This is a genomic window from Pseudomonas sp. PS02303, from assembly GCF_029959925.1.
Lineage (GTDB): Bacteria > Pseudomonadota > Gammaproteobacteria > Pseudomonadales > Pseudomonadaceae > Aquipseudomonas > Aquipseudomonas mandelii.
This window is the reverse complement of the sequence record NZ_JASCOM010000141.1, coordinates 1-15,453: the sequence shown is the minus strand read 5'-3', so window position 1 is coordinate 15,453 and position 15,453 is coordinate 1. Positions and strand designations below refer to the sequence as shown.

Sequence of the window (15,453 nt, the reverse complement as noted above, 5' to 3'; positions counted from 1 at the left end):
CGACTTGGCTTTTGGCCAAGTCGACCCAGACCTCCCCGACGCCACATTCTCGAATGGCAGAGAGATCCTGAGGCTCGGTCAGCAGGAAGCTGCCGCGCCAGAATGGGTGTCGAACCCAAGAGCAGGCGAGCTTGTGGATGTACATGCCGAGACGAAGCTCGGATACGGGAATGCGTTTTACCAACTTATTTTCCTTTCTGAGTTGGGTGGTTAGGCGTGCGCCGAGGCTGGCACCCAGCGGTAGAGCGGAGGTAAGGTCACGCCAAGATTCTTGGATCAGCCGGAACCGCCGAAATTTCCGTCAGCCGATCAACATGGCTTTGTCTCGCGCTCGGTCGATGCGTTCCTGCATCGCCTGCATGACTTCTTCGTGGGTGTACGACTTGGCGTTGGGGTCGTCGGCCTCTCGGAGAGCTTCCTCGACCTCGCGGGTCATCCGCGCATATTCTTCCGGCCACAGCGCTTGCTCCATGCGCAGCGACGCCTGCCCAAGCAGGTGCAGCAGGCCGAACAGCCGCATGTCATTGGTGGCGACGACGTGCTCTCGAATCCGCTCCTGGATCACCTCGCAGGCCCGATGCGCCTCTGGCGTCGCCGTGCCCTCGTAGCCGGCTGGGAGTTCTGCTTCTTCAGCGATTCGCGCCCAAGCGATAGCCAGCGCCTCGATGGTGGACAGGTTCATTTGCTCATCCACTTGCGCAGCAGACGCTTTTTCAGGGAGGCGCGCTCTTGCGGATTGCGTCCCTTGTGGTTGGCAATGCGATCCGCCGTGGCGGCCTGGCGCTTGATGGGCCAGTAGGAGCGGCCATCCTTACCCATCGACCAGACGTTGCTGACCTGGTTTTCCAGTAGAGGCAGATGGGCGCATAGAGCTTCCGGCGACGCGCTGGCCAGCGCGGTGCGCTCGTGGGTTCGCCAGCGCTGATGCCAGAGTTTCTTGTCCTCGCGCTCGCTACGGCAGGTCGTGTGCCCAACGATGGGCGTTTTGCGGCGGCTGCGGCTCATGATGTGGTTGTCTCCAAGAACATTCAGGACAGGCTTTCTGGGTAGAGCGCCGTCAACCGGGACAGGGTTTCTTGCACTTGTTCCAGCGAGGTCATCAGATGATCAACCTGATCCTGAAGATCCACGGCGAGATCAAATAGCTCAGCCACTCGGCTGCGTGATCCCTCGTTGAACGCGGCCATTGCCAGTTGATGCAGCTTCAACAGGTCGGTGCGCAGTTGCGGAGGTGCGCCGTCTGCGCTGTCATTCAAATCGCCGCGCAGCACGTCCACGGCATCGACTGCACGCAGCAGTGCCGTGGTATCGAAATTCTCGGGAGTCAGTTCGTCCCATTCGTCGTCGGTGATGCGGGCTGCCATCAGGAGAGCTCCGATTAAGCGGTTGCGAGCGTTAGATGCCCGATCGGCTCGGCTGCTGGCCGTACCTTGATTTCGATGTCGTAGCCGAGGCGATTCAGACAATCCATCAGCTTGCGTTCGGATAGATTGGTGAAGTCGCCGCGCATCATGCCCGACACCTTCGGTTGCGGGATGCCCATGCGTTTGGCCGCCGCTTGTTGAGTCAGCCCAAGGGCGCGCATGGCCCTCCTGATCTCGACCACCAGGCCGGTCTTGATCTTGAGCTTTTCAGCGTCAGGCAGTCCAAGGTCGGCAAAGACGTTGCCCGAGCTGCGCTGAACCTCGACGCCTTCAATGATTCGTTTTTGCATTTCGTAGCTCCTGTGCCAATACCTCGGCCACCTTCAGCCGAGCGCGGATGATGTCCATGTCGGCCTTTGGCGTGGCGATTCCGCTCTTGCTCTTCTTCTGGAAGCAGTGCAGGACGAACACCGCTTCCGCAAACTTGACCGTGTATACCGCTCGATAGGTGCCGCCGGCATCGTCTTCGACGACCTCCAGCACGCCGGCACCACCGAACCCCTTGAGCACCTTTGCTGCGTCATCCTGATCGCCTATCTGCGCCAACGAGAGCGCGTAACCGAAACGGTGACGCACGTCGGACGGCAACGCCATCAAATCCTTGTGGCTGCTCGCGATCCATTCGAGCGGTTTTTCTTTGTTTGTCATGACGGAATTTTATACCTGTTCAGGTAATGATGTAAACGCGGCAACCTCAAGGAGGTGTCGTAAAACATTTGTTTTGCGACAGGCTGTCAGCCGCCGCTGTGCTACCTGTGCAACACCCCCTCAAAAATGTACGGAAAACTCTATCGCTATTCACTATTATGCGGAAACCTGTTTTTGATGGTTATCCGCCTATGTTGGTTGGCTACATGCGCGTGTCGTCGGACTCCGACCGCCAGAGCACGGACTTGCAGCGCGACGCGCTGCTCGCCGCCGGCGTCGATCCGCGTCACCTGTTTGAGGATCGTGCCTCTGGCGCGAAGGATGACCGTGCCGGCTTGGCGCGGGCGCTTGAGTTCGTTCGAGCCGGCGATGTGCTGGTGGTGTGGAAACTCGACCGGCTCGGTCGCTCGCTGTCGCACCTGCTCGCCATTGTGACTTCGCTCAAGGACAAGCGGGTGGCGTTCCGCTCGCTGACAGAGAACCTGGACACTACGACGCCCTCGGGCGAATTCCTGTTCCAGGTGTTCGGTGCGCTCGCGCAGTACGAGCGCGCCTTGATTCAGGAGCGCGTCGTCGCGGGCTTGGCCGCCGCACGCAAACGCGGCCGGATCGGCGGCCGGCCGCAGGCGATCACTGGTGAGAAGCTGGACGCCATCGTCGCCGCGCTCGATGGCGGCATGTCTAAGGCGGCGGTGTGCCGCAACTTCAATGTCAAGCGCACTACGTTGATCGAAACATTGACGCGAGCAGGTTGGCGTGGTGCGGGAAGGACGGTCGATGAGCAACAAGAATAAGCTACTCACCGTCTTTTCTGACGCAGAGCAGGAAGCCTTGTACCGCCTACCGGACTTCGACGATGCTCAGCGGCTGGAATACCTGGCGTTGGCCGAATCTGAACTGGCGTTCGCCAGCAGCCGGCCTAGCCTGCAGGCCCAAGTCTATTGCGTCTTGCAGATCGGCTACTTCAAGGCCAAGCATGCTTTCTTCCGCTTCGATTGGCATGAGGTCGAGGACGATTGCGCCTTCGTGCTGAGTCGCTATTTCCACGGCGAAGCGTTCGAACGCAAGGCGATCACCAAGCATGAGCACTACAGCCAGAGGGGTCAGATCGCCGAACTGTTCGGCTACCGGTCGTGGGCGGCTAGCTTCCTGCCGCAACTGGCACAGCAGGCTGAACAGATCGTGCGGCGCGACGTAATGCCAGGATTCGTGGCCGCCGAACTGATCGTTTGGCTCAGCGAGCACAAAATCATCCGGCCCGGCCACACCACCTTACAAGAGCTGGTCAGTGAAGCCCTGTCCACCGAACGCAGGCGCTTGGGCGGCTTGCTGGCAGAAGTGTTGGACGAATCGGCCAAAGCTGCGCTGGGCCAGCTCCTGGTGCGTGACGACACCCTGTCTCAACTGGCAGCGCTCAAGCAGGACGCTAAAGATTTCGGCTGGCGTCAGATGGCAGGGGAGCGCGAGAAGCGCGCCACGCTGAAGTCCTTGCACGGGATCGCCAAGGCGCTGCTGCCCAAGCTCGGCATCTCGCAGCAGAACCTGCTGTACTACGCGAGCCTGGCGAACTTCTATACCGTCCATGACCTGCGCCACCTGAAGGCGGAGCAGACCCGGCTCTACCTGCTGTGCTATGCCTGGGTACGTTACCGGCAGCTCACCGACAACCTGGTCGACGCGATGGCCTTCCACATGAAAAAACTTGAGGACGAGAGCCGCACGGGTGCGAAACAGTCCTTTGTCGCCGAACAGCTGCGACGCCATCAGGAAACGCCGCAGGTTGGCCGCCTGCTGTCGCTGTACGTGGACGACAGCGTGGCCGATCCGACGCCGTTCGGCGAGGTGCGCCAACGCGCCTACAAAATCATGTCCAGGGAATTGCTGCAAAACACGGCGCAGCGCATGAGCGTCAAGCCACTGAACAAACTGGCGCTGCACTGGCAGGCGGTGGACGGCCTGGCCGAACGCATTCGACGCCATCTACGGCCGCTGTACGTCGCGCTCGACTTCGCCGGCACGGCCCCCGATAACCCATGGCTCGCGGCGCTGACTTGGGCCAAGAGCGTGTTCGCCAAGCAGCAGCGCCTATCACAACGGCCACTCGACGAATGTCCGGCGGCAACGCTGCCGAAACGCTTGCGTCCGTACCTGCTGATGTTCGATGCCGAAGGCACGCCGACAGGCCTGCATGCCGATCGTTACGAATTCTGGCTTTACCGTCAGGTCAGGAAACGCTTCCAGGCGGGCGAGCTCTACATTGACGACAGCTTGCAGCACCGGCATTTGTCCGACGAGTTGGTTTCGATGGACGAGAAAGCCGCCGTGCTCGCGCAGATGGACATCCCCTTCCTGCGGCAGCCGGTCAGTGCCCAGCTCGATGCACTGGCGGCCGAGTTGCGTGCGCAATGGGTGGCGTTCAATCGCGAGCTGAAACAGGGCAAGCTGACGCACCTGGAATACGACAAGGACACGCAGAGACTGACCTGGCGCAAGCCCAAGGGGGAGAACCAGAAGGCGCGCGAGCAAGCTCTCTACGAGCAACTGCCATACTGCGATGTCGCCGACGTGTTTCGCTTCGTCAACGGCCAGTGCCAGTTCCTGTCGGCGCTGACACCATTGCAGCCACGCTATGCGAAGAAGGTAGCCGACGCCGACAGTCTGATGGCGGTGATCATTGCCCAAGCCATGAACCACGGCAACCAGGTTATGGCACGTACCAGCGACATCCCGTACCACGTCCTGGAGAGTACCTACCAGCAGTACCTGCGCCAGGCGACGCTACATGTGGCCAACGATTGCATCAGCAACGCCATCGCCGCACTGCCGATCTTCCCGCATTACTCGTTCGACCTCGATTCGTTGTACGGTGCCGTTGATGGGCAGAAATTCGGCGTCGAGCGACCAACTGTGAAGGCGCGCTACTCGCGCAAATATTTCGGCCGCGGCAAGGGCGTCGTCGCCTACACGCTGCTGTGCAATCACGTGCCGTTGAACGGCTACCTGATAGGCGCACACGAGTACGAGGCTCACCACGTGTTCGACATCTGGTACCGCAACACGTCGGACATCGTGCCGAGCGCGATCACCGGCGACATGCACAGCATCAACAAGGCCAACTTCGCCATCCTGCACTGGTTCGGACTTCGTTTCGAGCCGCGCTTCACCGACCTCGACGACCAGTTGCAGGAGCTGTATTGCGCCGATGATCTGGCATTGTACGAGAAATGCCTGATCCGGCCGGCTGGCCAGATCGACCGGCAACTCATCGTCGGTGAGAAGGCGAACATCGACCGAATCGTCGCCACACTGGGCCTGAAGGAAATGACGCAGGGCACGCTGATCCGCAAGCTGTGCACCTATACGGCGCCGAACCCGACGCGGCGCGCAATCTTCGAGTTCGACAAGCTCATCCGCAGTATCTACACACTGCGCTACCTGCGCGACCCGCAACTGGAGCGTAATGTTCACCGCTCGCAGAACCGCATTGAGTCCTATCACCAGCTACGCTCGACCATCGCCCAAGTCGGTGGGAAGAAGGAATTGACCGGCCGCACCGACATCGAAATCGAGATCAGCAACCAGTGCGCCAGGCTGATCGGCAACGCGATCATCTTCTACAACTCGGCGATCCTGTCCCTGCTGCTGACGAAGTACGAGGCAGCTGGCAATGCCAAGGCGCTGGCGTTGATCACGCAGATGTCGCCAGCGGCCTGGCGGCACATCCTGCTGAACGGGCATTACACCTTCCAGACTGACGGCAAGTTCATCGACCTGGATGCGCTCGTGGCGGGACTGGAGCTGGGCTGACGGAAATTTCTGGGATTCCGGCGTACAACCCCCTTACGGTGCGTTCCACGAGGACCTGTTGATCTGAAGGCCCTGCCGTGGGGTCACGCCACCATGCACACCCAACGATGATCATGCCGATACGGCGCTCGAATGAACGCGACATCGGCGACCATCGTCATGCCGCGTTCCTGCAATGCTTCGGCCAGTTGTACGAGTGTCTCTGCTTCGATAGTCATGGCTGTTACCTCGTCAGATTTCCTGCGTGCATAATTCCTGACCGGTCGGACAACCCGCTAATTCAATTTTTCTAACACGACGATTGAAGCAGGCCGAGTCCGCCGGGGCAGCTCAGGCGGGTTGGTCGGAGCGGGTCAGTGGCAGGTTCAGCCAGCGTCGCCCGGTCGCATTCGCCACGGCATTGCCGATAGCGGCAGCCATCGGCCCCTGGACGATTTCCGCGGCACCCAGAAAAGGTTGGCCTGGCTGATCGAGCAGATGGACGTCGACTTTTTTCGGCACCTGGGAAAATCGCAGGATCGGGTAACCGCTCCAGTCGTAACTGCGAATACCCCCGGCGTCATAGGCAACTTTTTCGTACAGCGTCCAACTGGCGGACTGGAGTATCCCGCCTTCCACCTGGTTACGCAGGCCGTCGGGGTTGACGATCTGGCCGACGTCGACCGCCGTCACCACCTGATCGATCTGGATTTCGCCGGTCTGCGGATGAACCTGCAAGCGCACCGCAAGCGCGCAGTAGCCCATGATGTTTTTGTAGCGGGCGAAAGCGAAACCGATACCTGCGCCCGCTTCATTGGGCTTGTGCGGCCAGCCGATGGCGTCGCGCACCCGCTCCACTACCGCCCGTGCCCGCGGGTCCGCCAGGTGATTCAGGCGCAAAGCGACCGGATCGATCCCAGCCTTTTTGGCCAATTCATCCATGCACGCCTCGATGGCGAAGATGTTGATATGCGCGCCCAGCGAGCGCATGGCCGAGGTGCGAAACGGCATTTCGGTGACGAAGTTCATATCGATGCGGGTGGAGGCCAATGTGTACAGCGGCACCGCGTTGCGATCGCCGTCACCTTCGGGCTGGGCGATGGGGATCGACGGGGCCGAGGTGAAGGGGCGGGCCAGCAATCGCGCTGGCAACAACCGACCCGCATTGACGATGCGTTCGTTGTGCGGTGTGGTCCACAGTTCGTAGTTCCAGTCCTGCAAGCGACCTTGCGCATCCAGGTTGGCGTGCACTTGGCCGATCATCGCCGAGCTGTACGGCTCCCAGAGATTTTCCTGTTCGCGCATCCACTGCACCCGCACCGGCGTGCCTGGCATTCGCATGGCAATCAGCGCAGCGTCGGCCGCGGCATCGTCGGCGCCATTGTGGCCATAGCAACCGGAACCTTCGGCGTGGATGCAGCGCACGCGCTCGGAGGGCAGCCGGACCATTTCCGCAATGCCAGCGCGCAGGGGGTAGACGCCTTGGGTGTGGGTCCAGACCGTCAACGTGCCGTCCTTGAACCAGGCCACGGCGCAGGAAGGGCCGATGGAGCCGTGCATCAGGTACTGCTTGGTCACCCGGGCTTGGTAAGCGTTATCCGTGCCAGCCTGGGGTGTGCCCTCATGGGGTCGTCTCAGAAAACGGAAAATAAAGCACGCTAAGCGTGCGTGGAGGCTGGCACCCAGCGGTACAGCGTCGGAATGGACACGCCGAGGTTCTTGGCCACGTCCTTGGGCGGCACCCCGCTGGCCAGCAGCTTCTTGGCCGACTCGATCTTGCTGTCGGTCATCTTCGGCTTGCGGCCGCCTTTGCGGCCGAGCTGCTTGGCGACTTCCAGCCCGGCGCGGGTGCGCTCGACGGTCAGCTCGCGCTCTATTTCGGCAAGGCTCGCCATGACGTGGAAGAAGAACCGCCCGGATGGTGTGCCGGTGTCGATGGAGTCGGTGAGGCTCCTGAACTGGACACCGTGCTTGTGCAGCTCGCCGACCAGATCGACCAGTTGCTTGACCGACCGGCCCAGCCGGTCGAGCTTCCAGACGACCAAAGTATCGCCTTCGCGCAGCATTTCGAGCGTCTTGGCCAAGCCAGGCCGGTCTGCCCGCGTGCCACTCACCTTGTCCTCGAAGACCTTTTTACATCCGGCCTTGCTCAAGGCTTCGCGTTGCAGCTCCAGGTTCTGATCCTGCGTCGAGACGCGCGCATAGCCAATCAACATGGCTTGTCTCGCGCCCGGTCGATGCGTTCCTGCATCGCCTGCATCACTTCTTCGTGGGTGTACGATCTGGCGTTGGCGTCGGTGGCTTGCCGCAGGGCTTCCTCAACCTCGCGCGTCATCCGCTCGTAATCCTCCGGCCACAGCGCTTGCTCCATGCGCAGCGACGCCTGACCCAGCAGGTGCAGCAGGCTGAACAGCCGCATGTCGTTGGTGGCGACGATGCGCTCCCGAATCTGCTCCTGAATAGCTTCGCTAGCCCGATGCGCTTGTGGTGTGGCAGTCCCCTCGTAGTCAGCGGGGAATTCCGCTTCCTCGGCAATCCTTGCCCAGGCGCTGGCCAGCGCCTCGATGGTTGACGTGCTCATTTCCGCCGCTCCTGTGCTCTTTGGCGAATCAACCGGCCAAGGGGCCTCGACGCGAAAACCAGCAGCATCACGCCTATCGGATACCAGGTCGAGAAGACCACCAAGGCATCGAAGGCTGGCCGTCCGGTGTTGGTAGGCAGTACGGCGGTCACAGCCATCAACCCGCCGACCGTCCAGATGATGCGCCACACGTAGGGCATCACGCGGGGCACGTAGCCGTCATCGAAAGCGGTCTGGTAGTAGCGGCGCAGGCCGCGCTCGGCAAGCGCCTGGCGCTGCCGCTCCGACAGCGCATCCGTCCGGCCATACCAGCGCCGGAATGGTGGACAGCGCAGCAGCAAAGGGGTGAAGAGGATCATCACCGCCACGATCGCGACACCCCACGCCATGACGGCGCCGGCATCGGGCCGCTTGGCGTTCTCGATCACGGGCGCGAAGACGCCCGGAGCACCGATCATCCAGAACAGCGCAATGTGCTGATGGAAGGAGAGCTTCATTTGCTCATCCACTTGCGCAGCAGGCGCTTTTTCAGGGAGGCGCGTTCTTGCGGGTTGCGTCCCTTGTGATTGGCGATGCGATCCGCCGTGGCGGCCTGGCGCTTGACGGGCCAGTAGGAGCGGCCATCCTTGCCCATCGACCAGACGCTGCTGGCCTGGTTTTCCAGCAGGGGCAGATGGGCGCTCAGGGCTTCGGGCGACGCGCTGGTCAGCGCCGTGCGCTCACGGGTGCGCCAGCGCTGATGCCAGAGCTTCTTGTCCTCGCGCTCGCTGCCGCAGGTCGTGTGCCCGACGATGGGTGTTTTGCGGCGGCTGCGGCTCATAACGTAGTGGTCTCCAAGAACATTCAGGACTGATCCCAGGCGTCGATGGTCAAGACCTGATCGGCAGGACAGGCGGCTACGCGGTCGGGAACTGGATGGTGTTCAGTCTCATGCCGACCCCATTCGATTGATCGCGTCGCTTGCGGCACGCTGCGACGCAAGGAGGTTTGCGACCTGGTTTAGCAGCCGTGTCCGCTGCATGTCTGTTACCTATCTCCCCGACCGCTCATTGGACCAACTCCAGAGATTGGGCTCTATCGCTCAGCCAATACGAAACCGGCATTGGCTGATGCCACAACCGAGACGAACACAAATGGCTCGGTACCTGTATTTCGCGCCCCGTGCACTTGGCCCGGTCTTGCCACGGCTATCTCACCTTCCCTGAGGGCACGAACAATCCCATTGCCCTGAAAGTAATCAGCCATTCCCGACAAAACAGTCCACGTGTCTTGGCCGTGAGGATGAATGTGAGCCGCAATTTCCTGCCCGGGATGGACATGCCAAACCACGATAATTGAGTCTCGGGTTTCAAGCACAACGGAACGAATAGGCTCGCCTTCGGACGGCTGAACATACTCGGCTACAGAAAATATTCTCGATTCAACAGTCATCGGAGATCCCTCTTTCACAGTGCCCCCAGACAGGCTGGATATGAGTTCTAACTCGAATTTGAACGGGAGGCTGGTCGTGCGGTCGTGCAGTTGCCGATGAGCGTGTCGGCTGCTGCCTCCTTGCCCACCAGCGAACTCACGTCCGTTGCGGCCATCCAGAAGGTCTTGCCCGAGCGCGGCTCATAGGTCGCGGGATCGAACACGCCAGAGGGGCCGAACATCGGCGGCTTGATTGGTCATGGCTCCATGCCTTTGTCGTTACGGTCTTCATCGTCGGCATCCTGACGCACGGCGGGCAATTGCTGGAGCAACGCCGGCAGCCATTCCTGTACCGTCTCCCACACCACATCGAGGTTGATGTCGAAATAGCCGTGAGCCATGCGATTACGCATATTGCGCATGCTGCGCCACGGCACGTCGGCATGCGCCTGGGTGAACTCGACGTAGCCATCCATCACCTTTGTGGCCGCCTCGCCGATGACGATCAGGCTCATGATGACGGCCTGCTGGGTGCGCTTGTCGGCCAAGAAGTCGTCCTTGGCCATCCCTTCCACGAAGCTGCGCGCATCGGTTGCGGCCTGCTGAATGTGGTCGAGGTAATCGGGCAGGCGGTTCTCGCTCATATCGGTTGCGCCTCCGCGAGCACCTTGGCCCGGAACTTCGGCGGCAGGTCGCCGGGAGTCAGCAGATCGACGTCAACGCCGAGCAGCGATTTCAGTTCTTCTTCCAAATCGCCCAAGTCCAACAACGTGGCACCGGGCAGCGCATCGACCAACAGGTCGAGGTCGCTGCCATCCCGGTCGGTGCCATGCAGCACCGAGCCGAAGACGCGCGGGTTCGCGGCGCGAAAGCGGCCTACCGCTTCACGCACTGCGCTTCGCTTCATGTCAAGCACAACAGACGGTCGCATGGGCATCCTTTCTTATCGAAACTCGTTGAGATGATATGCAATCAAGAATAGAATTTCAAGAACTATTTTCGAGAATCGCAATGCCTTGATTCCCGTGCCGCGTGTCACTTTCAGAAGGCGACAGCACGAAATATCAAAAGTCGACCGCACGGTCTTTTCTGACGTTGGAGTCGCCTCAGAAAACGGAAAATAAAGCACGCTAAGGCGTAGTTCCCTCGGGCTACACCGCGTCCGCACTGCGCGGTTCTTTCTTCCCTTGCAGTGACGCAATCAGCGGGCAGGAAACGTTCCCCTTCCGCGCATGGCAGGCGCACACCAAATCAGACAGCACGGCCTCCATGCGCGCCAGGTCAGCCATCCTCTCGCGCACGTCCTTGAGCTTGTGCTCGGCCAGGCTGCTGGCTTCCTCGCAATGGGTGCCATCCTCCAGCCGCAGCAGCTCGGCGATCTCATCCAGGCTGAAGCCCAACCGCTGGGCTGATTTCACGAAGCGCACCCGCGTTACATCCGTCTCGCCATAGCGGCGAATGCTGCCGTAAGGCTTGTCCGGTTCCGGGAGCAAGCCCTTGCGCTGATAGAACCGGATGGTCTCCACATTGACCCCGGCCGTCCTGGCGAAAACGCCAATGGTCAGGTTCTCCAAATTGTTTTCCATATCGCTTGACTCCGTACATAACTACGGAAGTAAGCTTAAGCTATCCAATTCAGATTCGAAAGGACAAACGTATGTCTGAACCTCAAAACGGGCGCGGCGCGCTCTTCACTGGCGGGCTGGCCGCCATCCTCGCCTCGGCTTGCTGCCTCGGGCCGCTGGTTCTGATCGCCTTGGGGTTCAGCGGCGCTTGGATCGGCAACTTGACGGTGTTGGAACCCTATCGCCCCATCTTTATCGGCGTGGCGCTGGTGGCGTTGTTCTTCGCCTGGCGGCGCATCTACCGGCCGTCAGCCGCCTGCAAACCGGGTGAGGTTTGCGCGATTCCCCAAGTGCGAGCTACTTACAAGCTCATTTTCTGGGGCGTGGCCGTGCTGGTTTTGGTCGCGCTCGGATTTCCCTACGTCGTGCCATTTTTCTATTGATCACAGGAGTTCACCATGAAAAAGCTGCTTTCCGCCCTTGCCCTCGCTGCCGTTGTTGCCCCCGTGTGGGCCGCCACCCAGACCGTTACGCTGTCCGTACCGGGCATGACCTGCTCGGCCTGTCCGATCACTGTCAAGAAGGCGATTTCCAAGGTCGATGGCGTCAGTAAAGTTGACGTGACCTTCGAGACGCGCGAAGCGGTGGTCACCTTCGATGATGCCAAGACCAGCGTGCAGAAACTGACCAAGGCTACCGAGGATGCGGGCTACCCATCATCAGTCAAGAACTGATCATGAAAGACCCGAAGACACTGCTGCGGGTCAGCATCATTGGCACAACCCTCGTGGCGCTGTGTTGCTTCACCCCTGTTCTGGTCATTTTGCTCGGTGTGGTCGGCTTGTCCGCGCTGACCGGCTATCTGGACTATGTGCTGCTGCCTGCGCTGGCGATTTTCATCGGCTTGACCATCTACGCCATCCAACGAAAACGCCAAGCCGATGCCTGCTGCACACCGAAATTCAATGGAGTAAAAAAATGACCGAAATCACCGTGAATGGCATGACCTGCACATCCTGCGCCACCCATGTCAAAGATGCTTTGGAAAAGATTCCCGGCGTGAATGCCGCTGTGGTGTCCTATCCAGAAAGCCGCGCGCAAGTCATGGCAGACACCGCCGTGAGCCACAACCAACTGCTGGCCGCCATCGCCGCATTGGGTTATCAAGGCTCGATCCGGGTTGGTGATTTCAAAGATGAACCAAAAATCCGTGATGCACTTGAGGGCGCCGGTTTGCATATCGCCATCATTGGCAGCGGCGGGGCCGCGATGGCGGCGGCGCTGAAGGCCGTCGAGCAAGGCGCGACGGTCACGCTGATCGAACGCGGCACCATCGGCGGCACCTGCGTCAATATCGGCTGTGTGCCGTCCAAGATCATGATCCGCGCTGCCCATATTGCCCATCTGCGCCGGGAAAGTCCGTTCGACGGCGGTATTGCGGCAACTGTGCCTGCGATTGACCGCAGCAAACTGCTGGCCCAGCAGCAGGCCCGTGTCGATGAACTGCGGCACGCCAAATACGAAGGCATCCTGGACGGCAATCCAGCCATCACCGTTTTGCACGGTGAAGCGCGTTTCAAGGACGACCAGAGCCTGGTCGTCCGTTTGAACGAGGGTGGCGAGCGCGAGGTAACGTTCGACCGCTGCCTGGTCGCCACCGGTGCCAGTCCGGCCGTGCCGCCGATTCCGGGCCTGAAAGAGTCACCCTACTGGACTTCCACCGAAGCGCTTGTCAGCGACACCATTCCCGCACGCCTGGCCGTGATCGGTTCGTCGGTGGTGGCGTTGGAACTGGCGCAAGCCTTTGCCCGGCTCGGCAGCCAGGTCACGATCCTGGCACGCAGCACCTTGTTCTTCCGGGAAGACCCGGCCATCGGCGAGGCCGTGACAGCCGCTTTCCGCGCCGAGGGCATCGAGGTGCTGGAGCACACGCAAGCCAGCCAGGTCGCCCATGTGAACGGCGAATTCGTGCTGACCACCGGACACGGTGAATTGCGCGCTGACAAGTTGCTGGTTGCCACCGGTCGGGCACCGAATACGCGCAGCCTCGCGCTGGACGCGGCGGGGGTCACTGTCAATGCGCAAGGGGCCATCGTTATCGACCAAGGCATGCGCACGAGCAACCCGAACATCTACGCGGCCGGCGACTGCACCGACCAGCCGCAGTTCGTCTACGTGGCAGCGGCCGCCGGCACCCGTGCCGCGATCAACATGACCGGCGGCGACGCAGCCCTCAATCTGACCGCGATGCCGGCAGTGGTGTTCACCGACCCGCAAGTCGCCACCGTGGGCTACAGCGAGGCGGAAGCGCACCACGATGGCATCGAGACCGACAGTCGCACGCTGACACTCGACAACGTTCCGCGAGCGCTTGCCAACTTCGACACACGCGGCTTCATCAAGCTGGTCATCGAGGAAGGTAGCGGACGGCTCATCGGCGTGCAGGCGGTGGCCCCGGAAGCGGGCGAACTGATCCAGACGGCGGTGCTCGCCATCCGCAACCGCATGACGGTGCAGGAACTGGCCGACCAGTTGTTCCCCTACCTGACAATGGTCGAGGGGTTGAAGCTTGCGGCGCAGACCTTCAACAAGGACGTGAAGCAGCTTTCCTGCTGCGCTGGATAAAAAAAGGAGGTTTTCAATGAGCGCCTACACCGTGTCCCGGCTGGCCCTTGATGCCGGGGTGAGCGTGCATATCGTGCGCGACTACCTGCTGCGCGGATTGCTGCGTCCGGTGGCGTGCACCCCGGGCGGCTATGGCCTGTTCGATGATGCCGCCTTGCAACGGCTGTGCTTCGTGCGGGCGGCCTTCGAGGCGGGCATCGGCCTGGACGCGCTGGCGCGGCTGTGCCGGGCGCTGGATGCTGCGGACGGCGATGAAGCGGCCGCGCAGCTTGCCGTTCTGCGCCAGTTCGTCGAGCGTCGGCGCGAAGCGTTGGCCGATCTGGAGGTGCAGTTGGCCACCATGCCGACCGAGCCGGCACAGCACGCGGAGAGTCTGCCATGAACAGCCCCGAGCGCTTGCCGTCCGAGACGCACAAACCGATCACCGGCTACCTGTGGGGCGCGCTGGCCGTGCTCACCTGTCCCTGCCATTTGCCGATTCTCGCCATTGTGCTGGCCGGCACGACGGCCGGCGCGTTCATCGGAGAGTACTGGGGTATCGCAGCCCTCACGCTGACCGGTTTGTTCGTCCTGTCTGTGACACGACTGCTGCGGGCCTTCAAAGATCGATCATGAGCGCTTCCCATTGAGACAAACCACGCTGTCGCTACGTTGCCTCATGCCGGCATCAAATTCGGCTGAGTAGCTTCTCGCCATCTGGACGTAGCTCACCCTTGGGTGAAACATGCCGATACAGGGTCTGCCGCGTGACGCCAAGTTCCTGGCACAGGTCGCCGACCTTGGTCTCTGGCTGACCCATTGCCGCCATCGCCAGCCGCAGCTTGGCGGCGGTCATCTTGAACGGCCGGCCGCCTTTCCGCCCGCGCGCGCGGGCCGAGGCTAGGCCGGCAATCGTGCGCTCCGCGATCAACTCGCGCTCGAACTCGGCCAGGGCGGCGAAGATGCCAAAGACCAGCTTGCCGGCGGCGGTCGTGGTGTCGATGGCCGCGCCGTGCCCGGTTAATACCTTCAAGCCGATGCCGCGCCCAGTCAGGTCGTGCACGGTGTTGATGAGATGTCGCAGGTCGCGTCCGAGCCGATCCAGTTTCCACACGACCAGTGTGTCGCCAGTTCGCAACGCCTTCAGGCAGCTCGTCAAGCCGGGCCGATCCTCGCGCATGCCGGATGCCTGGTCCTCGTAAAGATGTACTGGATCGACCCCGGCGGCAATCAGCGCGTCGCGCTGCAAATCGGTAGCCTGGGAGCCGTCCGCCTTCGATACCCGCATGTAGCCTATCAGCATGTCGTACCTGTCACATATACGTTCGATTATGTGACAGTGTGAGCCAGAAAGTTCTCGCCGTCAAAAACTGTCACTTAACCCGTCATTTAGTCTAAGACCTGCAAACGGCCATTCAGGCTCGTAATGTGACAA

General features: G+C 61.2%; 24 protein-coding genes and 1 pseudogene. 8 read left to right on the top strand and 17 right to left on the bottom strand.

All coding sequences use genetic code 11. The annotated features are described in order from the left end of the window. From QMX98_RS23805 to QMX98_RS23780, 6 genes are all read right to left on the bottom strand, one after another. Positions 1 to 145, bottom strand: a 145-nt coding sequence (locus QMX98_RS23805; RefSeq protein WP_260477340.1) for a DUF3391 domain-containing protein, incomplete at its 3' end; no start/stop codon positions are given. 156 nt (positions 146 to 301) lie between these two features. After that, positions 302 to 682: a hypothetical protein gene (locus QMX98_RS23800; RefSeq protein ID WP_001054412.1), complete on the bottom strand. Its 381-nt coding sequence runs from the start codon at positions 680 to 682 to the stop codon at positions 302 to 304. Continuing rightward, on the bottom strand, positions 679 to 1,005 hold the full coding sequence (locus QMX98_RS23795; protein WP_000091614.1) for a hypothetical protein: 327 nt from the start codon (positions 1,003 to 1,005) through the stop codon (positions 679 to 681). The genes QMX98_RS23800 and QMX98_RS23795 overlap by 4 nt, the downstream gene beginning before the upstream one ends. 23 nt (positions 1,006 to 1,028) lie before the next feature. Further along, entirely contained in the window at positions 1,029 to 1,364 is a 336-nt protein-coding gene (locus QMX98_RS23790; RefSeq protein WP_000741275.1) for a hypothetical protein, read from the bottom strand. 14 nt (positions 1,365 to 1,378) lie between these two features. Next, positions 1,379 to 1,714: a helix-turn-helix transcriptional regulator gene (locus QMX98_RS23785; protein WP_001172026.1), complete on the bottom strand. Its 336-nt coding sequence runs from the start codon at positions 1,712 to 1,714 to the stop codon at positions 1,379 to 1,381. After that, positions 1,695 to 2,072, bottom strand: coding sequence for a type II toxin-antitoxin system RelE/ParE family toxin (locus tag QMX98_RS23780; RefSeq protein WP_203327755.1), 378 nt, complete (start codon positions 2,070 to 2,072; stop codon positions 1,695 to 1,697). The genes QMX98_RS23785 and QMX98_RS23780 overlap by 20 nt, the downstream gene beginning before the upstream one ends. 191 nt (positions 2,073 to 2,263) lie before the next feature. On the opposite strand from QMX98_RS23780, the gene QMX98_RS23775 reads away from it, so the two are divergent. Together QMX98_RS23775 and QMX98_RS23770 are read left to right on the top strand one after the other, a co-directional pair. Then, complete coding sequence (locus tag QMX98_RS23775; RefSeq protein ID WP_010465829.1) at positions 2,264 to 2,866, top strand: recombinase family protein; 603 nt, start codon at positions 2,264 to 2,266, stop codon at positions 2,864 to 2,866. Next, entirely contained in the window at positions 2,850 to 5,879 is a 3,030-nt protein-coding gene (locus QMX98_RS23770; RefSeq protein WP_010465834.1) for a Tn3 family transposase, read from the top strand. The genes QMX98_RS23775 and QMX98_RS23770 overlap by 17 nt, the downstream gene beginning before the upstream one ends. An 83-nt stretch (positions 5,880 to 5,962) precedes the next feature. On the opposite strand, the gene QMX98_RS23765 is transcribed toward QMX98_RS23770, so the two are convergent. The 10 genes and pseudogenes from QMX98_RS23765 to merR all read right to left on the bottom strand — a co-directional run bounded on the left by QMX98_RS23765 (position 5,963) and on the right by merR (position 11,435). Continuing rightward, the gene (locus tag QMX98_RS23765; RefSeq protein ID WP_282411464.1) at positions 5,963 to 6,097 is read right to left on the bottom strand and encodes a hypothetical protein; all 135 of its coding nucleotides are present in this window, start codon (positions 6,095 to 6,097) and stop codon (positions 5,963 to 5,965) included. A gap of 112 nt (positions 6,098 to 6,209) precedes the next feature. Beyond that, positions 6,210 to 7,484, bottom strand: a pseudogene (locus QMX98_RS23760) (molybdopterin cofactor-binding domain-containing protein); the annotation flags it as partial. A 32-nt stretch (positions 7,485 to 7,516) separates the two neighbouring features. Next, positions 7,517 to 8,074 (bottom strand): recombinase family protein, encoded by a 558-nt coding sequence (locus QMX98_RS23755; protein WP_282411463.1) that lies wholly within the window; start codon positions 8,072 to 8,074, stop codon positions 7,517 to 7,519. Next, positions 8,068 to 8,439 (bottom strand): hypothetical protein, encoded by a 372-nt coding sequence (locus QMX98_RS23750; protein WP_003100853.1) that lies wholly within the window; start codon positions 8,437 to 8,439, stop codon positions 8,068 to 8,070. Before QMX98_RS23750 ends, QMX98_RS23755 begins: the two co-directional genes overlap by 7 nt. Further along, a complete protein-coding gene (locus tag QMX98_RS23745; protein ID WP_003100856.1) occupies positions 8,436 to 8,936 on the bottom strand; it encodes a hypothetical protein in 501 nt (166 codons plus the stop codon). Before QMX98_RS23745 ends, QMX98_RS23750 begins: the two co-directional genes overlap by 4 nt. Continuing rightward, positions 8,933 to 9,259: a hypothetical protein gene (locus QMX98_RS23740; RefSeq protein ID WP_003100858.1), complete on the bottom strand. Its 327-nt coding sequence runs from the start codon at positions 9,257 to 9,259 to the stop codon at positions 8,933 to 8,935. The genes QMX98_RS23745 and QMX98_RS23740 overlap by 4 nt, the downstream gene beginning before the upstream one ends. Before the next feature lie 254 nt (positions 9,260 to 9,513). Continuing rightward, positions 9,514 to 9,870: a cupin domain-containing protein gene (locus tag QMX98_RS23735; protein ID WP_003465043.1), complete on the bottom strand. Its 357-nt coding sequence runs from the start codon at positions 9,868 to 9,870 to the stop codon at positions 9,514 to 9,516. A gap of 236 nt (positions 9,871 to 10,106) precedes the next feature. Continuing rightward, positions 10,107 to 10,493, bottom strand: a complete 387-nt coding sequence (locus QMX98_RS23730) for a DUF86 domain-containing protein (protein WP_003100872.1) — start codon at positions 10,491 to 10,493, stop codon at positions 10,107 to 10,109. Further along, positions 10,490 to 10,780: a nucleotidyltransferase gene (locus QMX98_RS23725; RefSeq protein WP_001247892.1), complete on the bottom strand. Its 291-nt coding sequence runs from the start codon at positions 10,778 to 10,780 to the stop codon at positions 10,490 to 10,492. The genes QMX98_RS23730 and QMX98_RS23725 overlap by 4 nt, the downstream gene beginning before the upstream one ends. Positions 10,781 to 11,000: 220 nt before the next feature. Continuing rightward, positions 11,001 to 11,435, bottom strand: a complete 435-nt coding sequence (gene merR / locus QMX98_RS23720) for an Hg(II)-responsive transcriptional regulator (RefSeq protein ID WP_000429838.1) — start codon at positions 11,433 to 11,435, stop codon at positions 11,001 to 11,003. A 71-nt stretch (positions 11,436 to 11,506) separates the two neighbouring features. Between merR and merT the strand changes: the two genes are divergently transcribed. The 6 genes from merT to merE are packed head-to-tail and all read left to right on the top strand — an operon-like array spanning position 11,507 to position 14,654. Further along, positions 11,507 to 11,857 carry a mercuric ion transporter MerT gene (gene merT / locus QMX98_RS23715; protein WP_001294667.1) on the top strand — a complete coding sequence of 117 codons (351 nt, stop codon included), beginning with the start codon at positions 11,507 to 11,509 and terminating at the stop codon, positions 11,855 to 11,857. 15 nt (positions 11,858 to 11,872) lie between these two features. After that, a complete protein-coding gene (merP, locus tag QMX98_RS23710; protein ID WP_000735441.1) occupies positions 11,873 to 12,148 on the top strand; it encodes a mercury resistance system periplasmic binding protein MerP in 276 nt (91 codons plus the stop codon). Positions 12,149 to 12,150: 2 nt separating this feature from the next. Next, positions 12,151 to 12,396, top strand: coding sequence for a mercury resistance system transport protein MerF (merF, locus tag QMX98_RS23705; RefSeq protein ID WP_000654684.1), 246 nt, complete (start codon positions 12,151 to 12,153; stop codon positions 12,394 to 12,396). Beyond that, positions 12,393 to 14,039 carry a mercury(II) reductase gene (gene merA / locus QMX98_RS23700; RefSeq protein WP_000136268.1) on the top strand — a complete coding sequence of 549 codons (1,647 nt, stop codon included), beginning with the start codon at positions 12,393 to 12,395 and terminating at the stop codon, positions 14,037 to 14,039. The genes merF and merA overlap by 4 nt, the downstream gene beginning before the upstream one ends. A 16-nt stretch (positions 14,040 to 14,055) precedes the next feature. Further along, positions 14,056 to 14,421 carry a mercury resistance co-regulator MerD gene (gene merD, locus QMX98_RS23695; RefSeq protein ID WP_003465059.1) on the top strand — a complete coding sequence of 122 codons (366 nt, stop codon included), beginning with the start codon at positions 14,056 to 14,058 and terminating at the stop codon, positions 14,419 to 14,421. Beyond that, complete coding sequence (merE, locus tag QMX98_RS23690) at positions 14,418 to 14,654, top strand: broad-spectrum mercury transporter MerE (protein ID WP_001087809.1); 237 nt, start codon at positions 14,418 to 14,420, stop codon at positions 14,652 to 14,654. Before merD ends, merE begins: the two co-directional genes overlap by 4 nt. A gap of 52 nt (positions 14,655 to 14,706) precedes the next feature. Here merE and QMX98_RS23685 read toward each other — a convergent pair whose 3' ends face one another. Then, complete coding sequence (locus QMX98_RS23685; protein WP_000904941.1) at positions 14,707 to 15,321, bottom strand: recombinase family protein; 615 nt, start codon at positions 15,319 to 15,321, stop codon at positions 14,707 to 14,709. Positions 15,322 to 15,453 lie beyond the last annotated feature (132 nt).

What these genes read in the sequence shown, in the direction of transcription:
- merD (WP_003465059.1), top strand. Translation starts at nt 14,056, where the DNA reads ATGAGCGCCTACACCGTGTCCCGGCTGGCCCTTGATGCCGGGGTGAGC.
- QMX98_RS23685 (WP_000904941.1), bottom strand. Translation starts at nt 15,321, where the DNA reads ATGCTGATAGGCTACATGCGGGTATCGAAGGCGGACGGCTCCCAGGCT.
- QMX98_RS23745 (WP_003100856.1), bottom strand. Translation starts at nt 8,936, where the DNA reads ATGAAGCTCTCCTTCCATCAGCACATTGCGCTGTTCTGGATGATCGGT.
- QMX98_RS23775 (WP_010465829.1), top strand. Translation starts at nt 2,264, where the DNA reads ATGTTGGTTGGCTACATGCGCGTGTCGTCGGACTCCGACCGCCAGAGC.
- merE (WP_001087809.1), top strand. Translation starts at nt 14,418, where the DNA reads ATGAACAGCCCCGAGCGCTTGCCGTCCGAGACGCACAAACCGATCACC.
- QMX98_RS23755 (WP_282411463.1), bottom strand. Translation starts at nt 8,074, where the DNA reads ATGTTGATTGGCTATGCGCGCGTCTCGACGCAGGATCAGAACCTGGAG.
- QMX98_RS23765 (WP_282411464.1), bottom strand. Translation starts at nt 6,097, where the DNA reads ATGACTATCGAAGCAGAGACACTCGTACAACTGGCCGAAGCATTGCAG.
- QMX98_RS23795 (WP_000091614.1), bottom strand. Translation starts at nt 1,005, where the DNA reads ATGAGCCGCAGCCGCCGCAAAACGCCCATCGTTGGGCACACGACCTGC.
- QMX98_RS23800 (WP_001054412.1), bottom strand. Translation starts at nt 682, where the DNA reads ATGAACCTGTCCACCATCGAGGCGCTGGCTATCGCTTGGGCGCGAATC.
- QMX98_RS23770 (WP_010465834.1), top strand. Translation starts at nt 2,850, where the DNA reads ATGAGCAACAAGAATAAGCTACTCACCGTCTTTTCTGACGCAGAGCAG.
- merA (WP_000136268.1), top strand. Translation starts at nt 12,393, where the DNA reads ATGACCGAAATCACCGTGAATGGCATGACCTGCACATCCTGCGCCACC.
- QMX98_RS23730 (WP_003100872.1), bottom strand. Translation starts at nt 10,493, where the DNA reads ATGAGCGAGAACCGCCTGCCCGATTACCTCGACCACATTCAGCAGGCC.
- QMX98_RS23740 (WP_003100858.1), bottom strand. Translation starts at nt 9,259, where the DNA reads ATGAGCCGCAGCCGCCGCAAAACACCCATCGTCGGGCACACGACCTGC.
- QMX98_RS23725 (WP_001247892.1), bottom strand. Translation starts at nt 10,780, where the DNA reads ATGCGACCGTCTGTTGTGCTTGACATGAAGCGAAGCGCAGTGCGTGAA.
- QMX98_RS23785 (WP_001172026.1), bottom strand. Translation starts at nt 1,714, where the DNA reads ATGCAAAAACGAATCATTGAAGGCGTCGAGGTTCAGCGCAGCTCGGGC.
- QMX98_RS23750 (WP_003100853.1), bottom strand. Translation starts at nt 8,439, where the DNA reads ATGAGCACGTCAACCATCGAGGCGCTGGCCAGCGCCTGGGCAAGGATT.
- QMX98_RS23780 (WP_203327755.1), bottom strand. Translation starts at nt 2,072, where the DNA reads ATGACAAACAAAGAAAAACCGCTCGAATGGATCGCGAGCAGCCACAAG.
- merT (WP_001294667.1), top strand. Translation starts at nt 11,507, where the DNA reads ATGTCTGAACCTCAAAACGGGCGCGGCGCGCTCTTCACTGGCGGGCTG.
- merR (WP_000429838.1), bottom strand. Translation starts at nt 11,435, where the DNA reads ATGGAAAACAATTTGGAGAACCTGACCATTGGCGTTTTCGCCAGGACG.
- QMX98_RS23735 (WP_003465043.1), bottom strand. Translation starts at nt 9,870, where the DNA reads ATGACTGTTGAATCGAGAATATTTTCTGTAGCCGAGTATGTTCAGCCG.
- merP (WP_000735441.1), top strand. Translation starts at nt 11,873, where the DNA reads ATGAAAAAGCTGCTTTCCGCCCTTGCCCTCGCTGCCGTTGTTGCCCCC.
- merF (WP_000654684.1), top strand. Translation starts at nt 12,151, where the DNA reads ATGAAAGACCCGAAGACACTGCTGCGGGTCAGCATCATTGGCACAACC.
- QMX98_RS23790 (WP_000741275.1), bottom strand. Translation starts at nt 1,364, where the DNA reads ATGGCAGCCCGCATCACCGACGACGAATGGGACGAACTGACTCCCGAG.